The sequence below is a fragment of the Phenylobacterium sp. GW823-FHT02A09 genome, from assembly GCF_058797775.1.
On sequence record NZ_JBXAJZ010000004.1, the window covers coordinates 660,589 to 684,652 of the forward strand.

Genomic DNA, 24,064 nt, shown 5'->3' on the forward strand with positions numbered 1-24,064 from the left:
CCACAACGCAAAAGCGGACTTTGCGGCCCGCCCCTATCGGGGAGCGGCGGGGCGCGTCGGAGCCGGAGGGGCTCCGTGACAGAAGGGGGATATAGGATGGTTCAGTCAGTTCGCGGGCGCATGCTCGCCACCAGCATGATGGGCGGTTTGGCGATCGCAGCGGCCATGGCCGTTCAGCCGGCCTTCGCGCAGAACGACGTGGCGGTCGAAGAGATCGTCGTCACCGGCTCGCGCATCCGTCGCGTCGAGACCGAAACCTCGGCGCCCGTTTCGGTCGTCACCGCGGAGACCCTGACCGATCGCGGCGTGGTCCAGGTCGGTGAAATGCTGAACCAGATCAGCTCCAACGCCCCGTCGTTCGCGATGGCTGACGGCACTGGCAACGAGGCCGGCAGCGGCCAGACATTCCCGAACCTGTTCGGCCTGGGCGCAGGGCGCACCCTGACCCTGGTCAACGGCCGCCGGATGGTGACCACTTCGCAGTCGCGGGCGGTCAGCGGCATCGACGGCCTGGGCGATCGCGTGGTCGACACCAACATCATCCCGACCGGCCTGATCCAGCGCATCGACGTGGTCCAGGCGGGCGGCGCGGCGGTCTACGGCTCGGACGCCATCGCCGGCGTCGTCAACTACGTGCTGAAGGACAGCTTCGAGGGCCTGGAGCTCGACGCCCAGTACGGCATCTCCTCTCGCGACGACTACCCGACCCAGGCGCTACGGGCGACCGCGGGCAAGAACTTCCTGGACGGCCGCGCCAACATCGCGGCGAACGTGGAATGGTCGAAGACGGACTCGCTGCTGGACTACGACCGGCCGCGCACCAATCTCGGCCGCGTGACCGTGTCGAACCCGGCCAACCGGACGCCGACCGACGGCATCCCCTCGCTGGTCGAGAATCTCAACACCCGCTTCGTCACCTTCAACGCCAACGGCGTGATCTCGCGCGCCGGCCCGCCCTTCGCCAGCCAGATCGGCGCCGTCGCCGGCCAGCCGATCCAGAGCAACGCCACGGGCGACGCCTTCATCCCCTACAACGTCGGCACGCTGGTCAACCCGAACGTTCCGCCCTTCACCAGCGGCGGCGACGGCCTGCCGTATCAGGAACTCGCGGCCCTGCAGGTCGGTATCGAGCGCTGGGTCGGCAACGTCATCGGCCACGTCGACCTGACCGACCGCATCCGCCTGTCGGGCGAGTTCATGTACGCCAAGGTCGAAGGACGCGACCCGTACGGCCAGCAGGCCAGCAACACGGTGCTGAACAACGCCGCCTCGGGCGCCGGCGCCATCGCCCTGTCGCGCACCAACCCGTTCCTGACCCCGGCCATGTCGGCGGCGCTGGGCGCCGGCGGCCCCCCGCTGTTCATCTCGAAGTTCTGGACCGACCTGCTGCCGACGCGTGAGAACGTCAGCACCACGAACACCGCCCGCGCCGTTGTCGCGCTGGATGGCGACTTCGACTTCGCTGACCGCAACTTCTACTGGAGCGTGTCGGCCAGCCGCGCCGAAACCGACGGCGAGAGCACCGGCTGGGGCGTGATCACCTCGCGCTTCAACAACGCCGTGAACGCCGTGCGCAACAGCTCGGGCGCGATCGTCTGCGCGATCAACGCCGACGCCTCTACGGCCAACGACGATCCCGCCTGCACCCCGCTCAACCCGTTCGGCGTCGGCAACGTCACCCAGGCCAACCGCCTGTACCTGACCGCGCCGATCGGCCAGGACTACCTGAACACCCAGGACGACTACCTGGCGACCATCGGCGGCGACATCTTCAACCTGCCGGCCGGCGCGGTGAAGTTCAGCGCCGCCTACGAGCACCGCCGCGAAGAGGCCAAGTACACGCCGTTCGTCGCCAACCAGCAGGGCATCGTCGGATCGCAGGTCGCTTCGCAGGCCACCAAGGCCGCCTACAACACCGACGAGTTCTCTGGCGAACTGCTGGTGCCGATCTTCGGCGGCGACTTCACGCTGCCGGGCGTCCGCTCGCTGGAGTTCGACGGCGCCTATCGCCGCGTGAAGCACTCGATCGCCGGCTCGGAGAACATCTGGGGCGCGGGTCTGCGCTGGGAAGTCTTCGAGGGTCTGACCATCCGCGGTTCGCGCAGCCGCAACTTCCGGGCGCCGACGCTGGACCAGCTGGCCGCGCCGTCGCGCACCGACCTGTCGAACGCGGGCTGGGATCCCTGCGACGCCGACCGCATCAACTCGGGCCCGAACCCGGCGGTGCGGCTGGCCAACTGCCAGGCCCTGTTCGCCGCCAATCCGAGCTTCGGTCCGCTGGCGACGTTCCAGAACCCGTCGGAGAACTTCTCGAACACCCTGGTCACTTCGGGCGGCAATCCGAACCTGCGCAACGAGCTGTCGGACACCAGGACCATCGGCTTCATTTATCAGCCGACCTTCGTGCCCGGCCTGACCATCGTAGTCGACCGCATCGACGTGGACCTGACGGACGGTCTGTCGCCGTTCACGCCGCAGGACTTCATGGCCGCCTGCTATGACTCGACGAGCCCGTCGGCCGAGATCTGCGGCACCTTCACCCGTGACTCGACCGGCGCCATCGCGACGGCCATGTCGACCACCTTCAACGCCGGCACGGTGGCGTTCCGGGGCGAGACCTACAACGTCAACTACCGCTTCCCGGTGGGCCGCTTCTTCAACGATGCGGACTATGGCGAACTGGAGCTGGCGCTCGATGCGACCCACACCACCCGCTACGAGCAGTCGGTCACCGGCTTCGACGTGAACCGCTACGACGGCACCACCCGCCAGCCGGACTGGGTGGTCGACTTCGACGCGACCTACTCGAACGGCCCGCTGCGGCTCTACTACTCGATGCTCTATCGGCCGGAAGCCAAGATCAACAGCTTCGACACCATCGAGAGCACGCCGACGCCGGAGATCAAGGAGAACTACGTCCACAACATCTCGGCGCAGTACGCCTTCGACAAGTACACGGTCCGCGCGGGCGTTCTCAATCTGATGGACGAACAGCCCTCGTTCCCGACCCGGAACTACGGCGACATCCTGGGCCGCCGGTACTATGTCGGCCTGAACGCGCGGTTCTAGGGCCGGGCTGAACCGTCGCGCGGATCACTCTCGTCCGCGCGCGGCAGGCGGCGCCGGTCTGACCCACGGACCGGCGCCGTCACGCATTTCGGGGCGTAAGGACATGAGCTTGGCGAAGGATGATCTCGGCGACCTGATCGTGCTGGACGCCGCCGCCGTCCGCGCCCGACTGAGCTACGACGCGGCCATTCCGGTGGTCCGCGAGGCGATGATCGCGCTCTCCGACGGGCGGGTCCGCCAGCAGCTGCGCAGCTTCGTGCCCTGGGGCGAGGGCAAGACCTTCGCCATCATGCCGGCGGCGATGTCCGAGGCCGGCGTGTTCGGCGCCAAGCTGGTCAGCGTCTTCAAGCGTCCCGACGGCGCCAAGGCCCACGAGGGCGTGGTGCTGCTGTTCGATCCGCAGAGCGGCGCGCCGGTCTGCCTGGCCGACGCCGGCGAGATCACCGCCATCCGCACCGCCGCGGCCAGCGCGGTGGCCACCGACGCCCTGGCGCGCCCGGACGCCGCCGTCCTGACCCTGCTGGGCGCCGGCAAACAGGCCGCCGCCCACGCCCAGGCGATCGCCAAGGTCCGCGCCCTGCGCCAGATCCGCGTCTGCGCCCGCTCCGAGGAGCAGGCGCGCGGGCTCGCCGCGGAGCTTGCCGCCTCCTTCGGGATCGAGGCGCTGGCCGCGCCGCTCGACGACGCGCTGTCTGGGGCCGACATCGTCTGCACGGTGACCGCCGCTGCCGATCCGATCCTGTCGGCCGCCCAAGTGGGCCCCGGAACTCACATCAACGTCGTCGGCTCCAGCGGCCCGGCGCAGGCCGAGATCGCCGCGGACCTCGTCGCCGGCGGCCGCTTCGTCGTCGACCACCGCGAACACGTGCTGGCGCATGGCGGGGAGTTCCTGCGCGCCAAGGCCGCCGGCCTGGTCGGCGACGAGCACATCGCCGCCGAGATCGGGCAGGTGCTGGCCGGTGCGCGGCCGGGCCGCACGTCGCCTGACGAGATCACCCTCTACAAGTCGCTCGGCCACGCCGCCCAGGATCTGGCCGCGGCGGCCTGGCTCTATCACGACGCTACCGGGAAGACGCTATGACCGATCAGACCGCCCGCATGCACAAGGGCGTCGACCTCTGGGCCGTGGTCGCCCTGGGCCTCGGCACGGCCGTCGGCGTCGCCATCTTCTCGGTCATCGCCCCGGCCACGGCCCTCGCAGGGCCCGGCATGCTGCTGGCGGTCGTCGTCGCCGCCGTCCCGATGTTCGTCATCGCCATGACCTACGCCTTCATGGGCTCGGCCCTGCCGACCTCGGGCGCCTCGTTCGAGTGGTCGCGCAGGTTCGTGCACCCGTTCGTCGGCTATCTGATCGCCTGGATGCGGATCGTCTCCAACGTCGGGGCCATGCTGATCCTGGCGCTGGTCATGGTCCGCTATCTGTCGATGGTCATTCCGCTGCCGACCAAGCCGACCATGCTGGCGGCCTTCGTGATCTTCTTCTTCGCCAACTACTTCGGCGTCGGGCTGGCCGCGCGGCTGCAGGTGATCTTGATGGGCGCGCTGGTCGTGCTGTTCATCGTCTTCTCCGCCTGGGGCGCGCCGCACGTGCAGGCCGCCCAGTTCGAGCCGTTCCTGCCCAACGGCACGGCGGGGATGCTGGCGGCGATCCCGCTGCTGATCGGCCTGTTCTTCGGCATCGAGGCGGCGACCGAGATCGGCGACGAGGTCAAGGACAGCAAGAGGACCATCCCGCTCGGGATCGGCCTGTCGATCCTGACGGCGGTGGTGCTCTACCTGATGGTCGGCGCGGTCGCGATGGGCGTGATCGGCCCCGAAGCGCTGGCCGCCAGCGAGACCCCGCTGCTCGACGCGGCGACCCCGTTCATGGGCCCGGTCGCCAAGCCGCTGATCGTCTGCGCGGCGGTGATCGCCATCGCCAAGTCGATCAACTCCCTCTACCTCGGCTTCTCGCGCAGCCTGTTCGCCATGGCCCGCGAGGGCATGCTGCCGGCCGCCCTGGCCAAGGTGCACGAGAAGCACGGCACCCCGCACTACGCCCTGGCCACGATCCTCGGCGCCACGTGCCTGGGCCTGCTGGCGCCCATGAACCTGACCAGCCTGTTCCTGGCCGTGAACATCCCGACGCTGCTGAAGTACGCCGCCACCTGCATCGCCGCGACCGTGGTGGTGCGCAAGCATCCGGACATCTACGAGGGCGCGCGGTTCAAGCTGTCGAAGGGCGCGACCGTCGGCTGGGCCTATGCCGGCTGCGCCGCGGCGCTGGTGGTGGCGGTGCTGGGCTTCTCGGCCGACTGGACGCCCTATGCGGCGCTGGCGGTCTGGGCGGCGATCGGCGTCGCCTACTATGCGGTGTCGGGCCGTCAGCGGGCGGCAGCGGCCTGATGCGGATCATCGACCGCGAGGAAGTCGCCCAGCGGCTGACCTACGAGCTCGCCGTCCCGATCGTGCGCGAGGCGATGATCGCCTTCTCGACCGGCCAGACGCGCCAACTGCTGCGCTCGATCATCCCGCTGGCCGAAGGGCGGATGTTCGGCCTGATGCCGGGCGCGATGGGCGATGACGCGCCGTTCGGGGCGAAGGTCATCAGCGTCTATCCCGAGAACTTCGCCAAGGGCCGCCAGTCGCACCAGGGGCTGATCGTGCTGTTCGATCCGGAAACCGGCGCGCCGGCCTGCGTGGTCCATGCCGGCGAGGTGACGGCGATCCGCACCGCCGCCGCCAGCGCCGCGGCCACCGACGCCCTGGCGCGGCCGGACGCGCGGCGGCTGGCCCTGCTGGGCTACGGCGAGCAGGCCGCGACCCACGCGCGCGCCATCGCCAAGGTGCGGCCGCTGGAGCAGATCAGCGTCTGGGGCCGTTCGCTGGACCGCGCGCAGGCGTTCGCGGCGAGCATCGGCGAGGAACTAGGCGTCCCGACGACCGCCTTCGCCGAGGCCAAGGACGCGGTCGGCGAGGCCGAGATCATCTGTACGGTCAGCGCCGCCAAGGAACCGATCCTCAAGGGCGCGTGGGTCGCGCCGGGGACCCACGTCAACGTGGTCGGGTCGAGCTATGCCGGCCCGATCGAGATCGACGACGAACTGGTCGTGCGCGCCCGCTTCATCGCCGACAGCCGCGACGGGGTGCTGGCCCAGGGGGCGGAGTTCCTCAAGGCCAAGGAGGCCGGCCTGATCGACGACGCCCATGTGGTCGGCGAAATCGGCCAGGTGTTCGCCGGCCAGCTCGAAGGGCGGCAGAACCCGTTCCAGGTGACGATCTACAAGTCCCTCGGCCACGTCGTGCAGGACCTCGCCAGCGCCGGGGCGCTCTACAAGACTTCGGAGACTACTTGATGCGTAAGGCCGTTTTCGCCGCCGCGCTGCTCGCCTCGGCGAGCCTCGCCACGATGGCCCAGGCGCAGCAGCGGTTCGAGGTGACGCTGACCCCGGGCCCGCTGGCCGCCGACGCCGAGCAGGGGCATCTGGACGTCACGCTGAAACTGTCGGGCCTGGACGCGCCCGCCGGCCAGCCGCTGCTGACCCTGCCGGTGGTGATCGCCAACACCGCCACCGTCGCCACGACCCTGCAGAACCTGCGCGCCGTCGATGCGGCGGGCGAAGTTCCGCTGAGCTTCAAAGACGATCCGGTCGCCATCGCCTATGCGCGCCACTGGGTTCCGGGTCGGGCGGTGAAGGGCGACCTGACGGTCAGCTACCGCGCGCCGATCGACAACACCCCGCCCAAGCGCGGCGCAGGGCCGCCCTACCAGCTGCGCACCGAGGGCGGTGGACTGTCGGGGGTGGGCAACACCTTCATCCTGATCCCCGAGGGCCAGCAGGCCTACGACGTCAGCCTGCGCTGGGACCTGTCGCGGCTGCCGGGATCGGCGGCGACCTCGAGCTATGGCGACGGCGACGTCTCGCTGGGCGTCGGGCCGGCCGGACGGCTGATGTCGACGGTGTTCATGGCTGGGCCGATGCACCGCTATCCGCAAGTCCCGAAGGGCGGGTTCTCGGCGGTCTGGCTGGGGACGCCGCCGTTCCAGCCGGGTCCGGTCATGGACTGGACCCAGCAGCTGCATAGCTGGATGATCAAGTTCTTCCGCGATCCCAGCGAGCCGCCGTATCGCGTCTTCCTGCGCTACAACCCGATCAACGCCGGGGGCGGGGCGGCGCTGACCAACTCGTTCCTGACGACCTACGGCAAGACCGGATCGGGCGAGGCGCTGAAGGGCACCTTGGCCCACGAGATGATCCACACCTGGACGGCGGTGGACGGTCCCGGTCAGTGGTTCGGCGAAGGAAATGCGGTTTTCTATCAAGCGCTTCTGCCGCTGCGCGCCGGGCTGATCACGCCGGACGACTATCTGGCCGACATCAACGAGACCGCGCGGCGCTACTACTCCAATCCGCTGAACGACACGCCCAACGACCAGATCGCCCCGCGCTTCTGGGAGGACTCCCGCGTGCGCGTGCTGCCCTATGACCGAGGGGCGATGTACTTCGCGGTGCTGGACGGCCAGATCCGCAAGGCTTCGGGCGGCAACCGCTCGGTCGACGACCTCGTCATCGAGATGGTCGAGCGCGAGCGTCGCGGCCAGACGACCGGCGAGGCCGACTGGCTGGCGCTGCTGGACAAGGAGCTCGGCGCGGCGGGGGCCAAGACCCACGCGGCGATGGTGGCGGGGGGGCTGATGCTGCCGGAGGCCGACGGCTTCGGGCCCTGCTTCACGCGCACGACCGACAAGGTCCGCCGCTTCGAACTGGGCTTCGAGCCCAAGTCGCTGGTCGGCGACGTCAAGACGATCCGCGACCTGCAGCCGGGCAGCGAGGCGGCCAAGGCCGGCCTGCGCAACGGCGATGTGGTGACCTACGGCCAAGCGCTGGACGCCCTGCAGGGCGATCCGGAAAAGCAGCTGACCCTGCAGGTGACGCGGGACGGAAAGACCTTCCCGATCAGCTACTTGCCGCGGGCCGAAGAGGTCGAGATCTATCAGTGGAAGCGCGTGCCCGGCGTGCCGGACACGGCGTGTGGTCGCTGACGGAGAGCGGGGCGCTTAGCGCCCCGTCACGAACGCCCGCACGTCGGTGCTGAACGCCTTGAGGGCGTCCTCGTTGGTATAGGCCATGTGGCCGCCTTCGTAGTCGTGCAGGACCACGCGGTCGGCGGGCAGGGCGCCGTGGGATTTCAGGTAGCGGGCCGGGCCGATGGTGGTCGTGGTGTCGTAGTAGCCGGTGCCGATCATCAGCCGGAACTTCGGGTTGGCCTTCAGCGCCTGGCCGAAATTGCTTTGATAATCAAAGTCGTTGAACGGTCCGCCGATGCCGCTGGTGGGCGACCAGCCCCAGCCGAGGGTCTCGGGCGCGAAGGAGCGGTACTCGGCCATCGGCCACGTCACCTTCAGCTCGCCGGCCATGTAGGCGTCGAGGCTCGGCTTGACCATGTCTGAGACCTTGCCGAACGGGTCGGTGGCGCGCCCGCCGGGCGCGGCGGCGGGCCCGGCGTAGCGGGCGTCGTACATCCCCAGCACCTGGCCCTTGTCCTTGAGCAGCTCGCTCACGAAGTCGACCTTGGAGATGATCAGGTCGTGGGTCAGGTAGTAGTCGGCGCTGATGCCGGTGAAGGCCTGGAGCTTGCGGGCGATGGCCTGGCGCTCGGCCGCCGGCAGGTCCTGGCCCTTGGTCAGGGCGGGGAGATATTCGTTCATTCCAAAGGCATAGGCGTCGTCGACGAAGGCCGGAACGGTCTTGCCGCCGGTGTCGGCGCGGCCGTGATAGGCGGCGACGGCGGCCAGGGCGGTGATGTTGGTCGCGAACGAGACCGCGTTGCCGGGGCGCTGGCTGGTCTCGATCATATTCACCGCCTGGCCCATCAGGATCACGCCGTCGAGGGGCGTGGTCTTGGCCAACTGGCCGGCCATCACCGCGGCGCGGATCGTGCCGTAGCTTTCGCCCAGGACGTACTTCGGGGAGGTCTCGCGGCCGTTGGCCTTGAGCCAGGCCTCGACGAAGCCGGAGACCGACTTGGCGTCGCCGTCGACCTGGTAGAAGTCGGCGCGCTTGCCGGCCGGCTGGACGCGGGTGAAGCCGGTCTCGGCCGGATCGACGAACACGAGGTCGGCGACGTCGAGCAGCGAGTAGGCGTTGTCGATCACCTTGTAGGGCTTGGGAACCTCGGCGGTCACGTCCTGCGGCGGGGCGATCCGGCGCGGGCCGAAGGCGCCCATGTGCAGCCAGGCCGAGGCCGAGCTGGGGCCGCCGTTGAACAGGAAGATCACCGGCCGCGAGCCCTGATCCTTCAAGCCTTCACGCACATAGGACGTGGTCACGAAACGGATGGTCGGCTCGCCGGCGGCGTTGCGCAGCACCGTCTCGCCGACCGTAGCGACGTACTTCACCTTCTGGCCGTTGAAGGTCCCGGTGTGGCGGGTGACGAAGCTCTCGGCCGCCGGCGCGGCGGCCGGGACGGGCGCGGCCTGGGCGTAGGCCTGCGGGGCGCCGGCGCAGAGAAGGAGGAGGGCGAGGGCGGCGGGCTTCAGCGGCACTTTGACGGGCTCCGATGGCGGATCTAGCGGCAGGTTAGGCGGCGCACGTCGCATTATCTTGCCGATGTTCGCACGGGCGCCGCGCCGGGGCGGGGGCTTTATGCAGAGCGCGAGGTCGGCTGTGCATGGTCCATGCGAGCGAATGGGGGCGGGCAATCAAGCTATTCAACGCTGCCATGGGCTGTCGGCAGCTATCGGCACAGCGGCATAAGCTATTCGGCGCCCTTGCAGGAACCTGACTAGCCTATGTGCGGCCAAGGGTCCGGGCCCGACAGTTCGAAAAGATATTCTGCGCGGTACGGCTATCCTATGTCGAGATCATCGGGGGAACGGATATGCGCGCCAGCCTGCGGGCCATGCTCCTGGGAGCCTGCCTGACCGCGATCAGCGTCGGCGGAACCGCCGTCGCGAGCGCCGAGCCGGCGGCCGCGAGCGCCGCGCGCGCGCCGGTCGTGGCCGTGACCAAGCACGCCGGGACCTTCAACGGCCAGAAGGTCGCCTACAAGGCCATCGTCGCCGAGACCATCCTGACCGACGCGGCCGGCGCGCCGACCGGATCGCTGGTCACCACCGCCTATGTGCGCGAGGGCGTCGCGCCCGCCGAACGGCCGGTGCTGTTCCTGTTCAACGGCGGGCCGGGGGCCTCGACCACGCCGCTGCACTTCGGGGCGTTCGGGCCCAAGAAGCGGACCGAGGACGGTCCGAACCAGCTGATGGTCGACAACCCCGACAGCATCCTCGACGCGGTCGACCTGGTGTTCATCGATCCGATCGGCACCGGCTACAGCCGACCGCTGCCCGGCGTCGACGGCAAGCAGTTCTGGAGCCGCGACGGCGACGCCGCCTCGGTCAAGACGGTGATGGCCCAGTGGCTGAAGGCCAACGGCCGCGAGGCCTCGCCGCGCTACATGCTCGGCCAGAGCTATGGCACCACGCGGGCGGCGCTGGTCGCAGGCATCGGGGCCGACCTGAAGCTCGACGGGGTGCTGCTGTTCGCGCTGGTCGGCTATCCGCCCGGGCGCGAGATGCCGTTCGTGACCACCCTGCCGACCTTCGCGACCACGGCCTGGTATCACCAGAAGGTCGACCGGGCCGGGCGCAGCGTGCAGCAGGTGCACGACGAGGCGGTCGAGTTCGCCCGCACGACCTATGTCACCGCCCTGATCAAGGGCGCGAGCCTGCCGGCCGCCGAGAAGCGGGCGGTCGCCGAGAAGATGTCGGCGCTGATCGGGCTCCCGGCCGAATTCATCCTCGCCAAGGACCTGCGGCTGAGCCGCGAGGACTTCATGTTCAACCTGCTCAAGGACCAGGGCCTGCGCACCGGCCAGCTGGACGGCCGGGCGACCGCGCGGCTGGACGCCCCGGCCAAGCGGCCGCCCTATGACGATCCGGGCATGAACTACGCCGCGCCGCGGCCGCCGGGCCCGGCGCCGACCGGGGCGCTGAAGGTCGCCAAGGGCATGACCGCGCTGGAGTCCTACTACAAGGACACCCTGAAGTTCCGCACGAGCGAGACCTACAACTCGCTGAACCTCGACGTGAATTCGGCCTGGGACCACCAGGGCATGGCCGACGTCAACGGCCTGCTCGGCAAGGCCATGCAGGCCAGCCCGAAGATGCGGCTGTTCTGGGCGGCGGGCTACTTCGACGTCACCACGCCGCCGTACGGCGCGCGCTACGCCCTCGACCAGGCCGGTGTGCCGGGCGAGCGGTTGACCGCGGCCTATTTCGACGGCGGCCACTCGGTGTTCACCGACCCCGGCAACCACGCGGCGCTGAGCGCGGCGGTGCGCAAGTTCGTCGCGCCGTGACGACCGCAGCGTTCGACCGCGCGGCCTAGACCCCTCATCCGTCAGGCTTCGCCTGCCACCTTCTCCCGCAAGGGGAGAAGGACGAATTCAAGGACAGTTCAGTTGATGTCTTCAGCTCGCGTCTCGTTTCTCGCCCTGGCGCTGGCCGCCGGTCTCGCCGGCCCGGCCGCTGCGCAGGTGCAGAACTTCGTGGTCATCGCCAACGGCGAGAAGGTCGGCCACCTGACCGCCGACGTGCAGGGCCGCAAGGTCAGCGTCGACTATGCGGTCAGCAACAACGGCCGCGGCCCCAAGGCCAAGGAGGCGATCGAGCTGGACGCTTCGGGCGTGCCGGTGAGTTGGTCGATCGACGGCTCGTCGCTGTTCGGCAGCCCGGTGCAGGAGCGCTTCGCCTGGACGCCGGGCAAGGCCGAATGGACCAGCCAGGCCGATAAGGGCCAGGTCGCCGCCGCCAAGCCGATCCTCTACGCCGCCAACGACGCCAGCCCGTGGATGCTGGGCGTCTATGTGAAGGCGCTGCTGAAGGCGCCGAACAACACCCTGCCGCTGGCGCCGTCGGGCGAGATGCGGCTGAAGGAAGTGCGCAAGCTGACCCTCGGCGAGGGCAAGGCGGCGGTTCCGGTCACGGTCTACGAGCTGTCGGGCATCGACCTGTCGCCGAGCTATGTGCTGATCGACAAGAAGGGCGAGCTGTTCGGGACGCTGGACGGCGGGCTGATCCGCGAGGGCGCGGAGGCGAACATTCCGCAGCTGCAGAAGGTGAGCCGCGAGGTCGACCTGCAGGAAGCGGTCGAGGCGCAGGCCAAGCTGGCCCACCGATTCGACACGCCGGTGCGGATCCGCAACGTCAAGGTGTTCGATCCCAAGACCATGACCGTCGGCGGCCTGTCGACCGTCACGATCTACAAGGACCAGATCACCAGCGTCGAGCCGGAGGACGCCGGCCGTCCGGTCCCCAAGGGCGAGACGGTGATCGACGGGCAGGGCGGCACGCTGGTGCCCGGCCTGCACGACATGCACTCGCACACCACGCTGCAGTCGAACCTGTTCAACCTGGCGGCCGGGGTCACGGCGGTGCGCGACCAGGGCAACTACAACGAAGAACTGCTGGGCTGGATCGACGGGCTGGAGACCGGCAAGCTGGCCGGGCCGCGCATCGTCCGCAACGGCTTCCTCGAAGGGCGCAGCCCCTATTCGGCCCGCCACGGCTTCATCGCCGACAGCCTGGAAGGGGCGCTGAAGGACGTGCGCTGGTACGCTGACCACGGCTACTGGCAGATCAAGATCTACAACTCGATGAACCCCGACTGGGTGGCGCCGATCGCCGCCGAGGCGCACCGCCTGGGCATGGGCGTGACCGGCCACGTGCCGGCGTTCTCGAGCCCCGACCGGGTGATCAAGGACGGCTACAACGACATCGCCCACATCAACCAGCTGATGCTGGGCTGGATTCTCGATCCCAAGGAAGACACCCGCACGCCGCTGCGGCTGACCGGCATGGCGCGGGCCAAGGACCTGGACCTGAACGCGCCGAACGTGCAGGCGACGATCGCCCTGATGAAGGAGAAGGGCGTGGCGCTGGACACCACGGCGATGATCCTCGAGCGGCTGATGCTGTCGCGGTCGGGCCAGGTGCAGGCGGGCGACGCGCCCTATATCGACCATGTGCCGGTCGGCTATCAGCGCTACCGCAAGCGCAACTTCGTGACCATCGCCAGCCCGCAGCAGGACGCCGACTACCACGCCGGCTACGCCAAGGTGCTGGAGACCCTGAAGCTGCTCGACGACCGCGGCATCCAGCTGCTGCCGGGCACCGACGACGGCACCGGCTTCTCGCTGCTGCGCGAGCTGGAGATCTACGTGCAGGCCGGCATCTCGCCGGGCAAGACGCTGCGGCTGGCGACGCTGGATAGCGAAAAGTACTTCGGGCGCGACCACCAGCTGGGCTCGATCGAGCGCGGCAAGCTGGCCGACTTCTTCCTGATCGAAGGCGACCCGACCGCCGACATCAGCAACGTGCGCAAGATCCGCATGACCATGCGCGGCGGCGTCGCCTACTACCCGGCCGAGATCTACGAGCACCTGAACGTCAAGCCGTTCAGCGCCCCGCCGCCGGTCAGCGTGGCGAAGTAGGGCTGCGAGATGCTCCCCCAGAGGGGGAGCATCTGGACGGGCGCGCCTGAGCCGCCCAGCTGGGACCGCTAGCGGACCTCCTCCGTCTCCTTCGGCGCGGACACCTTGCGGGTCTTGGCCTGGGCTTTCGGCTTGGGGAGCAGGCGGAAGCGGGTCTGGCACCAGGCGTAGTCGACGCCGACGTCGAGCAGGGCGTCGGAGCGGCCGCAGGGGCAGGCGAACTCCATCACCCCGAGCACGCGGTAGGTCTCGCCCGCCTGGAGCGGCACGGGGCGTCCGGTGACATGGTTGGGGGCGGCGTTGACGCAGAGAACGAGATCGCCAGGGCCGACAGCGTCACTCATGGCTTCTTTTCCTAGGCTGACGGCAAGTCTAGACCCGCAGCCACGAGGCGCAAAGACGCGTTTCCCTGCGACATGAGCGAGGGCGAGCCGTGGCGATCCATAAGAGCACCGAGGGCTATACGGGCGGGGCCAAGGACTATGTGGCCGGGCGGCCGGGCTATCCGCCGGAAGCGGCCGCGTGGCTGGTCGAGGTTCTGAAGGTCGGGCCGGGGCGCCGGGCGCTGGAGGTGGGCGCGGGCACGGGGAAGTTCCTGCCGCTGCTGGCCAGCTGCGGCGGCGAGATCGTGGCGCTGGAGCCGGTGGCGGCGATGCGCGAGCAGCTGACGGCGGCGTTTCCGCACGTCGAGGCGCTGGCCGGGACGGCCGAGGCGATCCCGCTGCCGGACGGCGCGGTCGATGCGGTGGTCTGCGCCCAGGCTTTCCATTGGTTCGCGACGCCGGCGGCGGTGGCGGAGATGCGCCGGGTGCTGAAGCCGGGCGGCGTGCTGGGGCTGATCTGGAACGTCCGCGACGAAAGCGTTCCCTGGGTCGCCGAGCTCACGACGATCACCGACCCGTGGGAGGGCGACACGCCGCGATACCGCACTGGCGCCTGGCGCGAGGTCTTTCCGGCGCCGGGCTTCGAGTTCGTCGGCGAGCGGCACGCGCGCAACGACCACGTGGGAGCCGCCGAGCAGGTGGTGGTCAAGCGGACCCTGTCGGTCAGCTTCATCGCCGCCCTGCCGCCGGCGCAGCGCGAAGCGGTGGAGCAGCAGGTCCGCGACCTGATCGCCCGCACGCCGGAGCTGGCGGGCGAGCGGGCGGCGTTTCCGTACGAGACGGCGATGTTCGCCTATCGGAAGGTTTAGCCCCCCGCCGCCTGGACCAGGCGGCGGACGCCCGGGGTGACCATGATCAGCAGGTCGGCGGGCGGGCGCTTGCCGAAGAACGAGAAGATCGGCCGGGCCGAGGCGGCCTCGAAGCCGTCGGCGCGGTCGAGGACGGCCTTGGCGCGGGCGGCGACGTCGGGGGCCAGCGGCCTGCCGGCTTCCAGGGCGTCGAGGGCCGCGGTTCCGACGGCGGCCATCTCGGCGATGTCGGCCGAGATCGGGACGGCCTCGCGGACGGCGGGGTGATCTGCGGCGACGGCGACGAGGCGTCCGTGGTTGGCGCTCCAGACCGCGAAGTCGGCGCGCACGGCGGCGCGGGCCGCAGCATCGCCGGCGGCGGCGCGCTCGGCCCGGGCGACGAAGGCGCGGGCGACGAGGCTGTCAACGGGGGCCGCGTCGGCCATGGCGGTCAGGTGCTGGACGATCTTCTTGCCGGCGATGGCGGCGGGGACGCGCTTGTCGTGGGCCATGTGCCGAACCGGGCCGACCAGGTCGAGGAAGACCATCAGCGGTTCCGACGCGCCGGACGCCAGGCGCGAGGCCATGCGGGCGCGGGCGGCCTGGTCCTGCAGGCCGGTGCGGCGCAGGCGGTCCTGCTGGACGGCGAGGCGGGCGTACATGTCCGGGACGTCGCGCGCCTCGCGCGGGGACCAGAAGCGCTCGGCCAGCACGGCGGCGCGCGGCCAGAGGCGGTTGTCGAGCATCTCGTCGCTGATCAGCTCGGCCCAGATCGGGGCTTCGCCGCCGATCACCAGGGCTTCCTGCTGCGGCGTCAGCGGGGCCATCGGCTGGACGATGACGCCGTCGGTGACGAAGCGTCCGACCAGCGGGTGCAGCTTGCGGGCGGCCTCGGCGTCGGCCGGGCTCATGCCGGCGGCGGACGTGTCGAGCGGGTCGAAGCCGTAGTGGAACTCACCGGTGTTCAGGAGGTCGAGATAGTAGCCGGCCGAGACGATGGTCCTGTGTCCAAGGGCGGTGGCGCGGCTGGTGGCGTTTGAGGTGCGCCAGGCCTGGACGACGATGTCGCGCGGCAGGGTCCCGGTATCGATGATCTCCTCCCAGCCGACGACGATCTTGCCGCGGCGGGTCAGGGCCTGGTGGATGCGGCGGTGGAAATGAGCCTCGACCTCGGCTTTGGTCTTGAGCCCCTCGGCGGTCTTCAGCGCCTCGACGCCAGGATCGCCGCCCCAGGCCTCGTCCGGAACCTCGTCGCCGCCGATGTGGAAGTAGGCGTCGGGGAAGAGGCCGGCCATCTCGTCGAACAGCCGCTCGACGAAGCGGTAGGTCTCCGGCTTGGCCGGGTTCAGCACCTGGAGACCGGCGGCGGGCGCGCCGGCCGGATTGGAGGCGAGTTCGGGATAGGCCAGCGTCATGGCCCGCGCGTGGCCGGGCACGTCGAACTCGGGCACCACGCGCACGCCGCGGTCGGCGGCGTAGGCGATCAGGTCGCGGATCTCAGCCTGGGTGTAGAACTGGCCGTGGCCGGCGACCTCGTGCAAGCGCGGATAGCGGCGGCTCTCGACGCGGAAAGCCTCGTTGTCGCTGAGGTGCAGGTGCAGGACGTTGAGCTTGACCTGCTCCATGGCGTCGATCTGGCGCTTGATCGTCTCGACGCTCATGAAGTGGCGGGCGGTGTCGATCATCACCCCGCGCCAGGCGAATCGCGGCTTGTCGTCGATGGCGACCAGGGGCAGGGAGGCCGCGCCGTCGGCGTCGGTCTCGAGCAGCTGGCGCAGGGTGGCCAGACCCCGCAGCACGCCGACCGGACCGTCGGCCTGCAACGCCACGCCGCGCGGCGCGACCTGCAGGCGGTAGCCTTCGCGGGCCTGCAGGGTGAGGGCGCCGGGATCGGACGCGGCGCAGCTGATCTCGAGGGCGGGGCCGGCGGCGGCGAAGGTCTCGACGCCGGTGAGGCGGCCGAGGTCGCGCTGGAAGCGCTCGACGGCGCGTTCGAGCATCGGCTCGCGGCAGCCGGTCCAGGTGACGGCGAAGCGGCCGGCGACCGGCAGGGCGCCTTCGTGTTCGGTCACCGACTGCGGCAGCGGGGTCAGCGAGACGGCGGCGGCGGGCCCGGCGGCCAGCAGGGCGAGCCCGCAGGCGGCGGCGAGGGCGGCGGGACGGATCGGCATGGCGGCCTCCGATGAAAGCATCCTGGCGGCGGCGCAGGGAGCAGCCGCCGCCAGGCGGTCCGGGACAGATCCGGACCAAGGACGACGAGGCGGGGGGAAGCCCGCCGCGCCGCGTTCTGGGACTTTTGAGTGGAGCGCATTCCGATCGCAAAACCGGATCCACTTTTGCGGAACGCGCCCTAGTAGTTGGCGGTGAAGCGGACCCCGAAGTAGCGGGTGTTGTCGCGGCTGATGCCGGTGCGGGTGCGGATCACCGTGCCGGCCGGCGGCAGGAAGATCCCCAGCGTGGTGCCGTAGGTCTCGGCGCTTTCCTCGAAGATGTTGTTGGCCAGCAGGTCGAGCTTGTAGGTCCCGTTGGTGAAGCTGACCCCGGCGTCGACGAAGGTGGTGGCGGCGAGGTTCTTGGCCGGGTCGCCCAGCAGGTCGGTGTTGGACTTGCTCTGGGCGCGGACCGTGCCGTTCAGCACGATGTCGTAGTCGCCGAGCACCTCGCGGAACGTGTACGAGCCGCTGACCGTGCCTCGCCATTCCGGGGCGCTGGCCAGCTGGCTGCCGGCCAGGTCGCGCTGGACCGGACGCGCCACGGTCTCGCCCGGCACCACGATGGTTTCGCAGCCCTGGGCGGCGGTCTGGTTCGTGTAGCAGGGGGCGTAGGGGAAGGATTCGATCTTGGCGTCCGTGTAGGAGACCGCCGCGTTGAGGCGGAAGTCGTCGGTGACGACGGCGGCGGCCGAGAGCTCGACCCCGTGGGTGCGGACCTCGCCCACCGAGGCGAGCTTGAGCACCGGGATCGTGTTGGCCTGGGTGGCGTCGTAGAGGATCGTCTGCAGCTGGTAGTTCTCGTAGCGGCTGTCGAAGTAGTTGACGTTCAGCGTCATGCGCCGGTCGAACCACTCGGTCTTCAGGCCCGCCTCGACCGCCTTCACCTTTTCCGGATCGAGGGTCTTGAGCGTGCCGACCATGGCCACGGTGTTGTCCTCGGCGTCGTAGACCGGGCCCTGCGAGGCCTTGCCGTAGGTGATGTAGGCCATGACGTTGTCGGTCAGGTGATACTGGACCGAGGCGTCGTAGTTCACGTAGTCGCCGCTGTCGTCGCCCTTGGAGACGACCAGGTCGTTGATCTTCGGGAACGGGATGGTGATGCCGTTCTCCAGCCGCCGGCTGGTCGCCTCGATCGGGTTGAACACCCAGGTGTAGTCGACCTTGTCCTTCTCGTAGCGCAGGCCGCCCATGACGGTGAGCTTGTCGGTGATGTCGTAGGAGGCGTGGCCGAACACCGCGAAGGCCTCCTGGCCGAACACCCGATGCCAGTCCACCGGCAGCAGGAAGCGGGTGTAGTCGTAGGTGTTCTCGGTGTTCGAGTAGAACGCGCCGGCCACGTACTGCAGCGGGCCCTCGCCGCTGGAGGTCAGGCGCACCTCCTGGGTCACGTACTTGGTCTTGTTGTAGATGTGCGCGAAGCCGTCGAAGTCAGGCCGCATGGCCATGTTGACCAGGGTCGAGGCGGTCAGGTCGGTGGTGGCCGGATTGGTCTCGCGCAGGAACGAGGTGATCGAGGTCAGGGTCGCGGGGCCGAGGTCGTAGTCGAGGCGCAGCACGCCGCCGTCGTCCATGGTGCGGCTCTTGGAGTCGCGCGGCGAGACGAAGCCGTCGAGGTCGAAGGAGAGCGGGGCGGGGCGCAGCTCCGAGTAGGGCCGCTTGGGGAAGTTGAAGTCGTAGGGCGTGAAGATCTGCGAGGTCGGGACCGACGCGTAGCCGAGGATCAGCGCGCCCAGGCCCTGTTCCACCGCGTTGCGCTGCTGGTGAAAGCCGGTGATCGTGACGGTGAGGTCCTCGGTCGGGGTCAGCTCCAGCTTGCCGCGGAGGCCGTTCACTTCCGAATAGGTGTCGGTGCCGGTGGTGAGGTTGGTCAGCACGCCCTTGGTGTGGCGCGAATAGGCCGAGAGGCTGAAGGCCGCCCAGTCGTTGATCGGCCCGGAGACGAAGGCGCCGAACTGGCGCTCGCCGTCGTCGGTGACCATGGCCGTGCCGAAGCCGGTCCAGGTGCTGGACGGGGAGCGGGTGACCAGGTTGATCAGGCCGCCGGTCGCGTTGCGCCCCGACAGCGTGCCCTGCGGGCCGGGCAGCACCTCGACCCGCTCGATGTCGATAAGGTTGTTGGCCAGGGTGGCGCGCGAGGGCTGGGGCACGTCGTCGAGGGTGACGCCGACCTTGTTCTCGGCCCCGATGTTGGAGGCCGAGGTGGCGACGCCGCGGATCGACAGGCCGGTGCCGGAGATCGAGGGGACCAGCTTCTTGAGGTCGGCGATCTCGGTGACGTTGTTCTGGGCCAGCTCGCCGGCGCCGACCACCTGGACCGGCTTGGGGATGTCCTGGACGTTCTCGGCCCGCTTCTGGGCGGTGACGACGAGTTCGGCCAGCAGGCCGTCGTTGGATTGCGCCGCGGCCGGCGAGGCCATCAGGGCGAGCGCAGAGGACGCCATCAGGGCGCGGCGTGCAGTGATGAACATGTTTTCTCCCCGTATTCGTTCTTGTCGGCGGCCGAGCCGGCCGTCCGGTGTTCTTCTGTAATCGTTATCATCGCTGGCCGAACGCAGGCGCGCAGGGACGGCGACGACGTCGCTGTACTGGGACGTGCGGCCGCGCAGGCGGCGCTGTCTTGGAAAACCCGACCCGATGCCCCGGAGCCGGCGCAAACCTAAGCTGCGAACTTACATCCGGTCAATACTGCATGTAAGTGAGCCCCGAAGCCTTGCCGAGGGAGGGGCCGTGCGCGGATAGTGCGGCCGAGCCTCCCAGAATCACGAGACCCGATGAGCGAACGTCCACGCCGCATGACCCAGGCCGAGCGCACCGCGCGGACGCGGAGCAAGGTGCTGGCGACGGCGGTCGACTGCCTGCACACCGTCGGCTACGCGGCGACCACGACCTCGCTGGTGGCCCAGCGGTCGGGCAGCCGCGGGGCGATGCTGCACCAGTTCCCGACCCGCGCCGACCTGATGCTGGCGGTGGTGGAGGCGGCGTTCGAGGAGGAGATGGACCTCTACGACGCCCGGTTCGGGGCCATCGCCGACCCGAAGGAGCGGGTGCTGGCCATCCCCGAAGCGGTCTGGGAGACGCTGAGCCGGCCGGCCGGGGTGGCGGTGCTGGAGATCCTGCAGGGCTCGCGCAGCGATCCGGCGATGAGCGCCCGTCTGGCGCCGGTGCTGGCGCGGATCTCCAAGGAGTCGCGGCGGCGGCTGATCAAGTGGTTCGACGCCGACTACCTGGCCCCGCCGGCGGAGATGCGCCTGATCGTCTGGGCGGTGCGCGGGCTGTCGATCTCGCAGGTGCTGGAGCCCGACGTCGGCGACGTGCGCGAGTCGATCCTGCTGCTGCGGCGGCTGATGGAAACGCTGCATGGGGGGAAGTCATGAGAGGCCTGATCGTCGCGCTCGGCCTGCTGGCCGCCGGGGCCGCGCAGGCCGCGCCGGTCGGCATGGTCGCCGATCCGTGCCCGCCGCCGGCCGCGCCCGACGCGCTGGGCAAGGAGATGTCCGAGGCGCTGGTCGCCGACGCGCCGTTCCCGCCGGCGCTGCTGGCCAAGCTGATGGACCCGGCCCGCGGGGCGGCGTCCGAGAAGGCCAAGGCCGAGCAGGCGGCCCGCGACTGGGCCGACCTCTGCCGCTATCGGGCCGACAACGCGGCGGCCGGGAAGGGCGTCGAGGCGGTGTTCATGGGCGACTCGATCACCGAACTCTGGATGGTCGCCGATCCGGGCTTCTTCAGCGCCGCGCGGCTGGACCGCGGGATCAGCGGCCAGACCAGCGCCCAGATGCTGCTGCGGTTCAACGCCGACGTCGTCGCGCTGAAGCCCAAGGTCGTGCACATCCTGGCCGGCACCAACGACGTGGCGGGCAATCTGGGGCCCAATCGTCCCGAGGATTTCAAGAACAATATCAGAGCGATGGCCGACATTGCTGATGCGAACGGCATCGCCGTGGTCATCGGCGCGATCCCGCCAGCCGACCGCTTCCTGTGGCGCGGCGAGCTGAAGCCGGCGGCGCAGATCGCCGAGCTGAACGGTTGGCTGAAGGCGTTCGCGGCGGAGCGCGGCTACGCGTTCGCCGACTACCACGCCGCGATGGCGACCGAGACGGGGGCGATGCGCCCAGCCTTCAGCAAGGACTTCGTGCACCCCAACCGCGCCGGCTACGGCGTGATGGCCCCGATCGCGCAGGCGGCGCTGGACGAGGCGCGGCGGCGCGGTCCAAGAAAGACCGGGCTGGGAGGACGCTAGCCATGAAGATAAGGTTCGCGGCGCTGACCGCGCTGGCCGCGCTGTCGGTGGGGACAGCCTGCGGAGCGCAATTGTTGCCCAAGGACACCGAAGTCTGGACGCCTGTACCGCCGGTGGTCGCGCCGGGCGCGCAACCGGGCGCGGCGCCGGCCGACGCGCTGGTGCTGTTCGACGGCAAGGACCTGTCGCACTGGGTGGCGACCAAGGACAAGTCGCCGGCCGGCTGGACGGTGGAAGGCGGCGTGCTGACCGTGAACAAGGCGGCCGGCAACATCGAGACCAAGCAGAGCTTCGGCGACTATCAGCTGCATATCGAGTGGCGGGTCCCGGCGAATATCACCGGCGAGGGCCAGGCGCGCGGCAACGGCGGCCTCTTCCTGGCGTCCACCGGCGGCGGCGACGCCGGCTACGAGATACAGATTCTCGATTCCTACCAGAACCCGACCTACGTCAACGGCCAGGCCGGCAGCATCTACAAACAGCGTCCGCCGCTGGCCAACGCCATGCGCAAGCCGGGCGAGTGGCAGACCTACGACGTCATCTGGCGCGCGCCGGTGTTCGGCGCCGACGGGGCGCTGGTGAAGCCGGCGCGGGTCACGCTGCTGCACAACGGCGTGCTGGTGCAGGACAATGTCGAGCTGACCGGCGAGACGGTGTTCATCGGCCAGCCCAAGTACAAGGCCCACGGCAAGTCGCCGATCAAGCTGCAGGCCCACCGCGATCCCAGCGAGCCGATCAGCTTCCGCAACATCTGGGTGCGGGAACTGGCGCCCGCGGGGTGAAGATCGCCGCCGCCCAGACGCCGGAGTTCATCGACGATGTCCCGGCGGCGTTCGCCTATCTGCTGGAGGTCGTGGAGCAGGCGCGCGCCCAGGGGGCGGCGCTGCTGTGTTTCCCGGAGGGCTTTCTCCAGGGCTACCTGACCGATCCCGACGGGGCCCGGCGGGCGGCGTTGGACCTGACCGGGCCGCGGTTCGCGCAGCTGCTGGCGGCGCTGCCGGAGGAGGGGCCGATGATCGTCGTCGGCCTGATCGAGGCCGAGGGCGAGGACCTCTACAACACCGCGGCCGTGATCCATCGCCGGGCGCTGGTCGGGCGCTATCGCAAGCGCCACCTGCTGGGGCGCGAGCGCTGCTTCCGACCCGGCGAGGGCGCCGCGACCTTCGAGGTCGAGGGCCTGCGCTTCGGGATCAACATCTGCTTCGACACCAACTTCGCGCAGGCGGCGGCGGACGTGGCGGCCCAGGGCGCCGCGCTGCTGCTGTGCCCGGCCAACAACATGCTGCCGAGGCCGGCGGCGGTCGAATGGCGCGACAGGCACAATGCGGTGCGCGGCGAGCGCTGCCGGGAGACCGGCCTGTGGCTCATGTCGGCCGACGTGACCGGCGAGCGGGACGGGCGCGTCGGCTGGGGCCCGACCGCGGTGCTGGGGCCGGACGGCGAGGCGGCCGCGCAGCTGCCGCTGGACGCGCCGGGGCTGCTGGTCTTCGACCTGCCGACGACGCCGGGAGGGAGAGGGGCATGAGAAGCTGGCTGATCATCGCAGCGTTCGCCTTGGCCGGGCCGGCCTTGGCGGTTCCGCCGATACCGCCGTCGCTGGAGGCGCTGAAGGTCAGCAAGGCGTTCATCCAGGCGACGGCGGACAACGACCTGGCCGCCTATGGCGCGTTGCTGGCGGCGGACGCGCAGATCGTGACTGGTGCGGGCGTGGTCCTCGACAAGCCGCAGTGGCTGAGCGGCGTGGCGCGGGAGTTCCATGCCGGGCGCAGCACCGAAGTCCTGCAGGTCGTCGGCTCGCCCGAGCCCGGGTCGCGGTCGGCCAAGGTGTTGGTGATGCTGAAGGTCCGCAACTGCACGCCGATGGCGATGGAGTGCTTCCCGTCCTATCGCACCGAAGCGATCGTCATTCGGGGCGGCGCGATCGTCAGGCTCGAGCGCTCGCCGGACTACTCGACCAAGCTGACCTTGAACGGCGCGATTGAAGCCACGGAGAGCTGGTAGCCGTCGACATCCCCTCGCTCGCGCCGGGCGATGAGGGGATGCCGACAAGCGCGCTAAGCCGTCGCCGTGAGCCCCCGCGCGCGGCGCAGGCCGACGCCGGCGCCGAGGAAGCCGACGATCATCAGCGCCCAGCTGGAGGGTTCGGGGACGCCGGAGGCGAGGCCTGTGACCTGCTCCAGCCGCACGTCGTCGAGCAGTACGTCCCAGGCGTTGCCGTTTCCGGTTCCGTTGAGCCGCAGGGTGTAGGCGCCCGGCGCGAGCGAGGCGCTCCAGGTCTTCTGCGACCAGGTGCGATTGCCGCCTTCGTGGGTGAAGAGGCCCGACTGGGCGACCACGTTCTGACCGGCGTCGAGGATCTGGACCTGCAGGATCGAGCCGTCGAAGCCCGACTCCACGCCCATGGCGATCGCGAAGTCGAAGCCGGTGGCGCCGGCGCCGAGCACGAAGTCCTGGGAGATCGAGTTGAACAGGGTGACGCCGCCCAGCGGCGACCAGTTCAGCGACAGGAACTGCGAGCCCTCGGCGGCCGAGGCCGGGACCAGCGAGTAGACGACCGGGGCCCGATAGAGGTCGGAGACGGTCGGATCGCCGAGCACCCAGCCGGGCACGTACTGGGCGGCGACGGCCGGGGCGGGGTAATGCTGGATATGCCCGCCGGGCGCGTAGCTGTCATAGTAGAACGGCTGGGTCGGGGTTTCTTCGAACCCGCCGTTGACGAGAAGGTTGGCGGCGAGAGCAGGTCCCGCCGGGACCAATGCCGCGGCGATGGCGGCCAGATACTTGAAGGACAAGGTGATTTGCTCCTGAACGGTTCGTCCGGTTGAGCTTGTTCTAGGAGCGAGCGTCGCGAGCACTTTGTAGAAATTCGCCAATCGGCGCAGGCGGCGTTGAATGGGGATCAAT

At 69.8% G+C, this 24,064-nt stretch carries 18 protein-coding genes; 13 read left to right on the plus strand and 5 right to left on the minus strand.

The features are described from left to right. The first annotated feature begins 96 nt into the window (after positions 1-96). The 5 genes from AC1Q87_RS19625 (at position 97) to AC1Q87_RS19645 (ending at position 8,092) form a co-directional block, all read left to right on the plus strand. A complete protein-coding gene (locus AC1Q87_RS19625; protein WP_492610514.1) occupies positions 97-3,069 on the plus strand; it encodes a TonB-dependent receptor domain-containing protein in 2,973 nt (990 codons plus the stop codon). A 103-nt stretch (positions 3,070-3,172) separates the two neighbouring features. After that, the gene (locus AC1Q87_RS19630; RefSeq protein ID WP_492610515.1) at positions 3,173-4,150 is read left to right on the plus strand and encodes an ornithine cyclodeaminase family protein; all 978 of its coding nucleotides are present in this window, start codon (positions 3,173-3,175) and stop codon (positions 4,148-4,150) included. Beyond that, positions 4,147-5,454: an APC family permease gene (locus tag AC1Q87_RS19635; protein ID WP_492610516.1), complete on the plus strand. Its 1,308-nt coding sequence runs from the start codon at positions 4,147-4,149 to the stop codon at positions 5,452-5,454. Before AC1Q87_RS19630 ends, AC1Q87_RS19635 begins: the two co-directional genes overlap by 4 nt. Continuing rightward, positions 5,454-6,404 (plus strand): ornithine cyclodeaminase family protein, encoded by a 951-nt coding sequence (locus tag AC1Q87_RS19640; RefSeq protein ID WP_492610517.1) that lies wholly within the window; start codon positions 5,454-5,456, stop codon positions 6,402-6,404. The genes AC1Q87_RS19635 and AC1Q87_RS19640 overlap by 1 nt, the downstream gene beginning before the upstream one ends. Beyond that, positions 6,404-8,092 (plus strand): M61 family metallopeptidase, encoded by a 1,689-nt coding sequence (locus tag AC1Q87_RS19645; RefSeq protein WP_492610518.1) that lies wholly within the window; start codon positions 6,404-6,406, stop codon positions 8,090-8,092. The genes AC1Q87_RS19640 and AC1Q87_RS19645 overlap by 1 nt, the downstream gene beginning before the upstream one ends. A 15-nt stretch (positions 8,093-8,107) precedes the next feature. Here AC1Q87_RS19645 and AC1Q87_RS19650 read toward each other — a convergent pair whose 3' ends face one another. After that, on the minus strand, positions 8,108-9,595 hold the full coding sequence (locus tag AC1Q87_RS19650) for a S10 family peptidase (protein WP_492610519.1): 1,488 nt from the start codon (positions 9,593-9,595) through the stop codon (positions 8,108-8,110). 335 nt (positions 9,596-9,930) lie between these two features. On the opposite strand from AC1Q87_RS19650, the gene AC1Q87_RS19655 reads away from it, so the two are divergent. Together AC1Q87_RS19655 and AC1Q87_RS19660 are read left to right on the plus strand one after the other, a co-directional pair. Continuing rightward, positions 9,931-11,406: a S10 family peptidase gene (locus tag AC1Q87_RS19655; protein ID WP_492610520.1), complete on the plus strand. Its 1,476-nt coding sequence runs from the start codon at positions 9,931-9,933 to the stop codon at positions 11,404-11,406. A gap of 105 nt (positions 11,407-11,511) precedes the next feature. Beyond that, the gene (locus AC1Q87_RS19660; protein ID WP_492610521.1) at positions 11,512-13,539 is read left to right on the plus strand and encodes an amidohydrolase family protein; all 2,028 of its coding nucleotides are present in this window, start codon (positions 11,512-11,514) and stop codon (positions 13,537-13,539) included. A gap of 68 nt (positions 13,540-13,607) precedes the next feature. On the opposite strand, the gene AC1Q87_RS19665 is transcribed toward AC1Q87_RS19660, so the two are convergent. After that, positions 13,608-13,883 (minus strand): hypothetical protein, encoded by a 276-nt coding sequence (locus tag AC1Q87_RS19665; protein WP_492610522.1) that lies wholly within the window; start codon positions 13,881-13,883, stop codon positions 13,608-13,610. Positions 13,884-13,972: 89 nt separating this feature from the next. On the opposite strand from AC1Q87_RS19665, the gene AC1Q87_RS19670 reads away from it, so the two are divergent. Then, positions 13,973-14,731: a class I SAM-dependent methyltransferase gene (locus AC1Q87_RS19670; RefSeq protein WP_492610523.1), complete on the plus strand. Its 759-nt coding sequence runs from the start codon at positions 13,973-13,975 to the stop codon at positions 14,729-14,731. On the opposite strand, the gene AC1Q87_RS19675 is transcribed toward AC1Q87_RS19670, so the two are convergent. Beyond that, positions 14,728-16,881 (minus strand): beta-N-acetylhexosaminidase, encoded by a 2,154-nt coding sequence (locus tag AC1Q87_RS19675; RefSeq protein WP_492610524.1) that lies wholly within the window; start codon positions 16,879-16,881, stop codon positions 14,728-14,730. The two genes, AC1Q87_RS19670 and AC1Q87_RS19675, sit on opposite strands and share 4 nt — an antisense overlap. A 179-nt stretch (positions 16,882-17,060) precedes the next feature. Beyond that, on the minus strand, positions 17,061-19,391 hold the full coding sequence (locus tag AC1Q87_RS19680; RefSeq protein ID WP_492610525.1) for a TonB-dependent receptor: 2,331 nt from the start codon (positions 19,389-19,391) through the stop codon (positions 17,061-17,063). 303 nt (positions 19,392-19,694) lie between these two features. Here AC1Q87_RS19680 and AC1Q87_RS19685 point away from each other — a divergent pair, with 303 nt between their 5' ends. The 5 genes from AC1Q87_RS19685 to AC1Q87_RS19705 are packed head-to-tail and all read left to right on the plus strand — an operon-like array spanning position 19,695 to position 23,161. Continuing rightward, positions 19,695-20,297 (plus strand): TetR/AcrR family transcriptional regulator, encoded by a 603-nt coding sequence (locus tag AC1Q87_RS19685; RefSeq protein ID WP_492610526.1) that lies wholly within the window; start codon positions 19,695-19,697, stop codon positions 20,295-20,297. Beyond that, positions 20,294-21,160: a GDSL-type esterase/lipase family protein gene (locus AC1Q87_RS19690; RefSeq protein WP_492610527.1), complete on the plus strand. Its 867-nt coding sequence runs from the start codon at positions 20,294-20,296 to the stop codon at positions 21,158-21,160. The genes AC1Q87_RS19685 and AC1Q87_RS19690 overlap by 4 nt, the downstream gene beginning before the upstream one ends. A gap of 2 nt (positions 21,161-21,162) precedes the next feature. Then, positions 21,163-21,942: a 3-keto-disaccharide hydrolase gene (locus AC1Q87_RS19695; protein WP_492610528.1), complete on the plus strand. Its 780-nt coding sequence runs from the start codon at positions 21,163-21,165 to the stop codon at positions 21,940-21,942. After that, positions 21,939-22,685, plus strand: a complete 747-nt coding sequence (locus tag AC1Q87_RS19700) for a carbon-nitrogen hydrolase family protein (RefSeq protein WP_492610529.1) — start codon at positions 21,939-21,941, stop codon at positions 22,683-22,685. The genes AC1Q87_RS19695 and AC1Q87_RS19700 overlap by 4 nt, the downstream gene beginning before the upstream one ends. Beyond that, the gene (locus AC1Q87_RS19705; protein ID WP_492610530.1) at positions 22,682-23,161 is read left to right on the plus strand and encodes a DUF4440 domain-containing protein; all 480 of its coding nucleotides are present in this window, start codon (positions 22,682-22,684) and stop codon (positions 23,159-23,161) included. Before AC1Q87_RS19700 ends, AC1Q87_RS19705 begins: the two co-directional genes overlap by 4 nt. A gap of 53 nt (positions 23,162-23,214) precedes the next feature. Here the strand turns inward: AC1Q87_RS19705 and AC1Q87_RS19710 are convergent, their stop codons facing one another. Further along, the gene (locus AC1Q87_RS19710; protein ID WP_492610531.1) at positions 23,215-23,952 is read right to left on the minus strand and encodes a PEP-CTERM sorting domain-containing protein; all 738 of its coding nucleotides are present in this window, start codon (positions 23,950-23,952) and stop codon (positions 23,215-23,217) included. Between the last annotated feature and the right edge of the window lie 112 nt (positions 23,953-24,064).

What these genes read in the sequence shown, in the direction of transcription:
- AC1Q87_RS19625 (WP_492610514.1), top strand. Translation starts at nt 97, where the DNA reads ATGGTTCAGTCAGTTCGCGGGCGCATGCTCGCCACCAGCATGATGGGC.
- AC1Q87_RS19630 (WP_492610515.1), top strand. Translation starts at nt 3,173, where the DNA reads ATGAGCTTGGCGAAGGATGATCTCGGCGACCTGATCGTGCTGGACGCC.
- AC1Q87_RS19635 (WP_492610516.1), top strand. Translation starts at nt 4,147, where the DNA reads ATGACCGATCAGACCGCCCGCATGCACAAGGGCGTCGACCTCTGGGCC.
- AC1Q87_RS19640 (WP_492610517.1), top strand. Translation starts at nt 5,454, where the DNA reads ATGCGGATCATCGACCGCGAGGAAGTCGCCCAGCGGCTGACCTACGAG.
- AC1Q87_RS19645 (WP_492610518.1), top strand. Translation starts at nt 6,404, where the DNA reads ATGCGTAAGGCCGTTTTCGCCGCCGCGCTGCTCGCCTCGGCGAGCCTC.
- AC1Q87_RS19655 (WP_492610520.1), top strand. Translation starts at nt 9,931, where the DNA reads ATGCGCGCCAGCCTGCGGGCCATGCTCCTGGGAGCCTGCCTGACCGCG.
- AC1Q87_RS19660 (WP_492610521.1), top strand. Translation starts at nt 11,512, where the DNA reads ATGTCTTCAGCTCGCGTCTCGTTTCTCGCCCTGGCGCTGGCCGCCGGT.
- AC1Q87_RS19665 (WP_492610522.1), bottom strand. Translation starts at nt 13,883, where the DNA reads ATGAGTGACGCTGTCGGCCCTGGCGATCTCGTTCTCTGCGTCAACGCC.
- AC1Q87_RS19675 (WP_492610524.1), bottom strand. Translation starts at nt 16,881, where the DNA reads ATGCCGATCCGTCCCGCCGCCCTCGCCGCCGCCTGCGGGCTCGCCCTG.
- AC1Q87_RS19680 (WP_492610525.1), bottom strand. Translation starts at nt 19,391, where the DNA reads ATGTTCATCACTGCACGCCGCGCCCTGATGGCGTCCTCTGCGCTCGCC.
- AC1Q87_RS19685 (WP_492610526.1), top strand. Translation starts at nt 19,695, where the DNA reads ATGAGCGAACGTCCACGCCGCATGACCCAGGCCGAGCGCACCGCGCGG.
- AC1Q87_RS19690 (WP_492610527.1), top strand. Translation starts at nt 20,294, where the DNA reads ATGAGAGGCCTGATCGTCGCGCTCGGCCTGCTGGCCGCCGGGGCCGCG.
- AC1Q87_RS19695 (WP_492610528.1), top strand. Translation starts at nt 21,163, where the DNA reads ATGAAGATAAGGTTCGCGGCGCTGACCGCGCTGGCCGCGCTGTCGGTG.
- AC1Q87_RS19705 (WP_492610530.1), top strand. Translation starts at nt 22,682, where the DNA reads ATGAGAAGCTGGCTGATCATCGCAGCGTTCGCCTTGGCCGGGCCGGCC.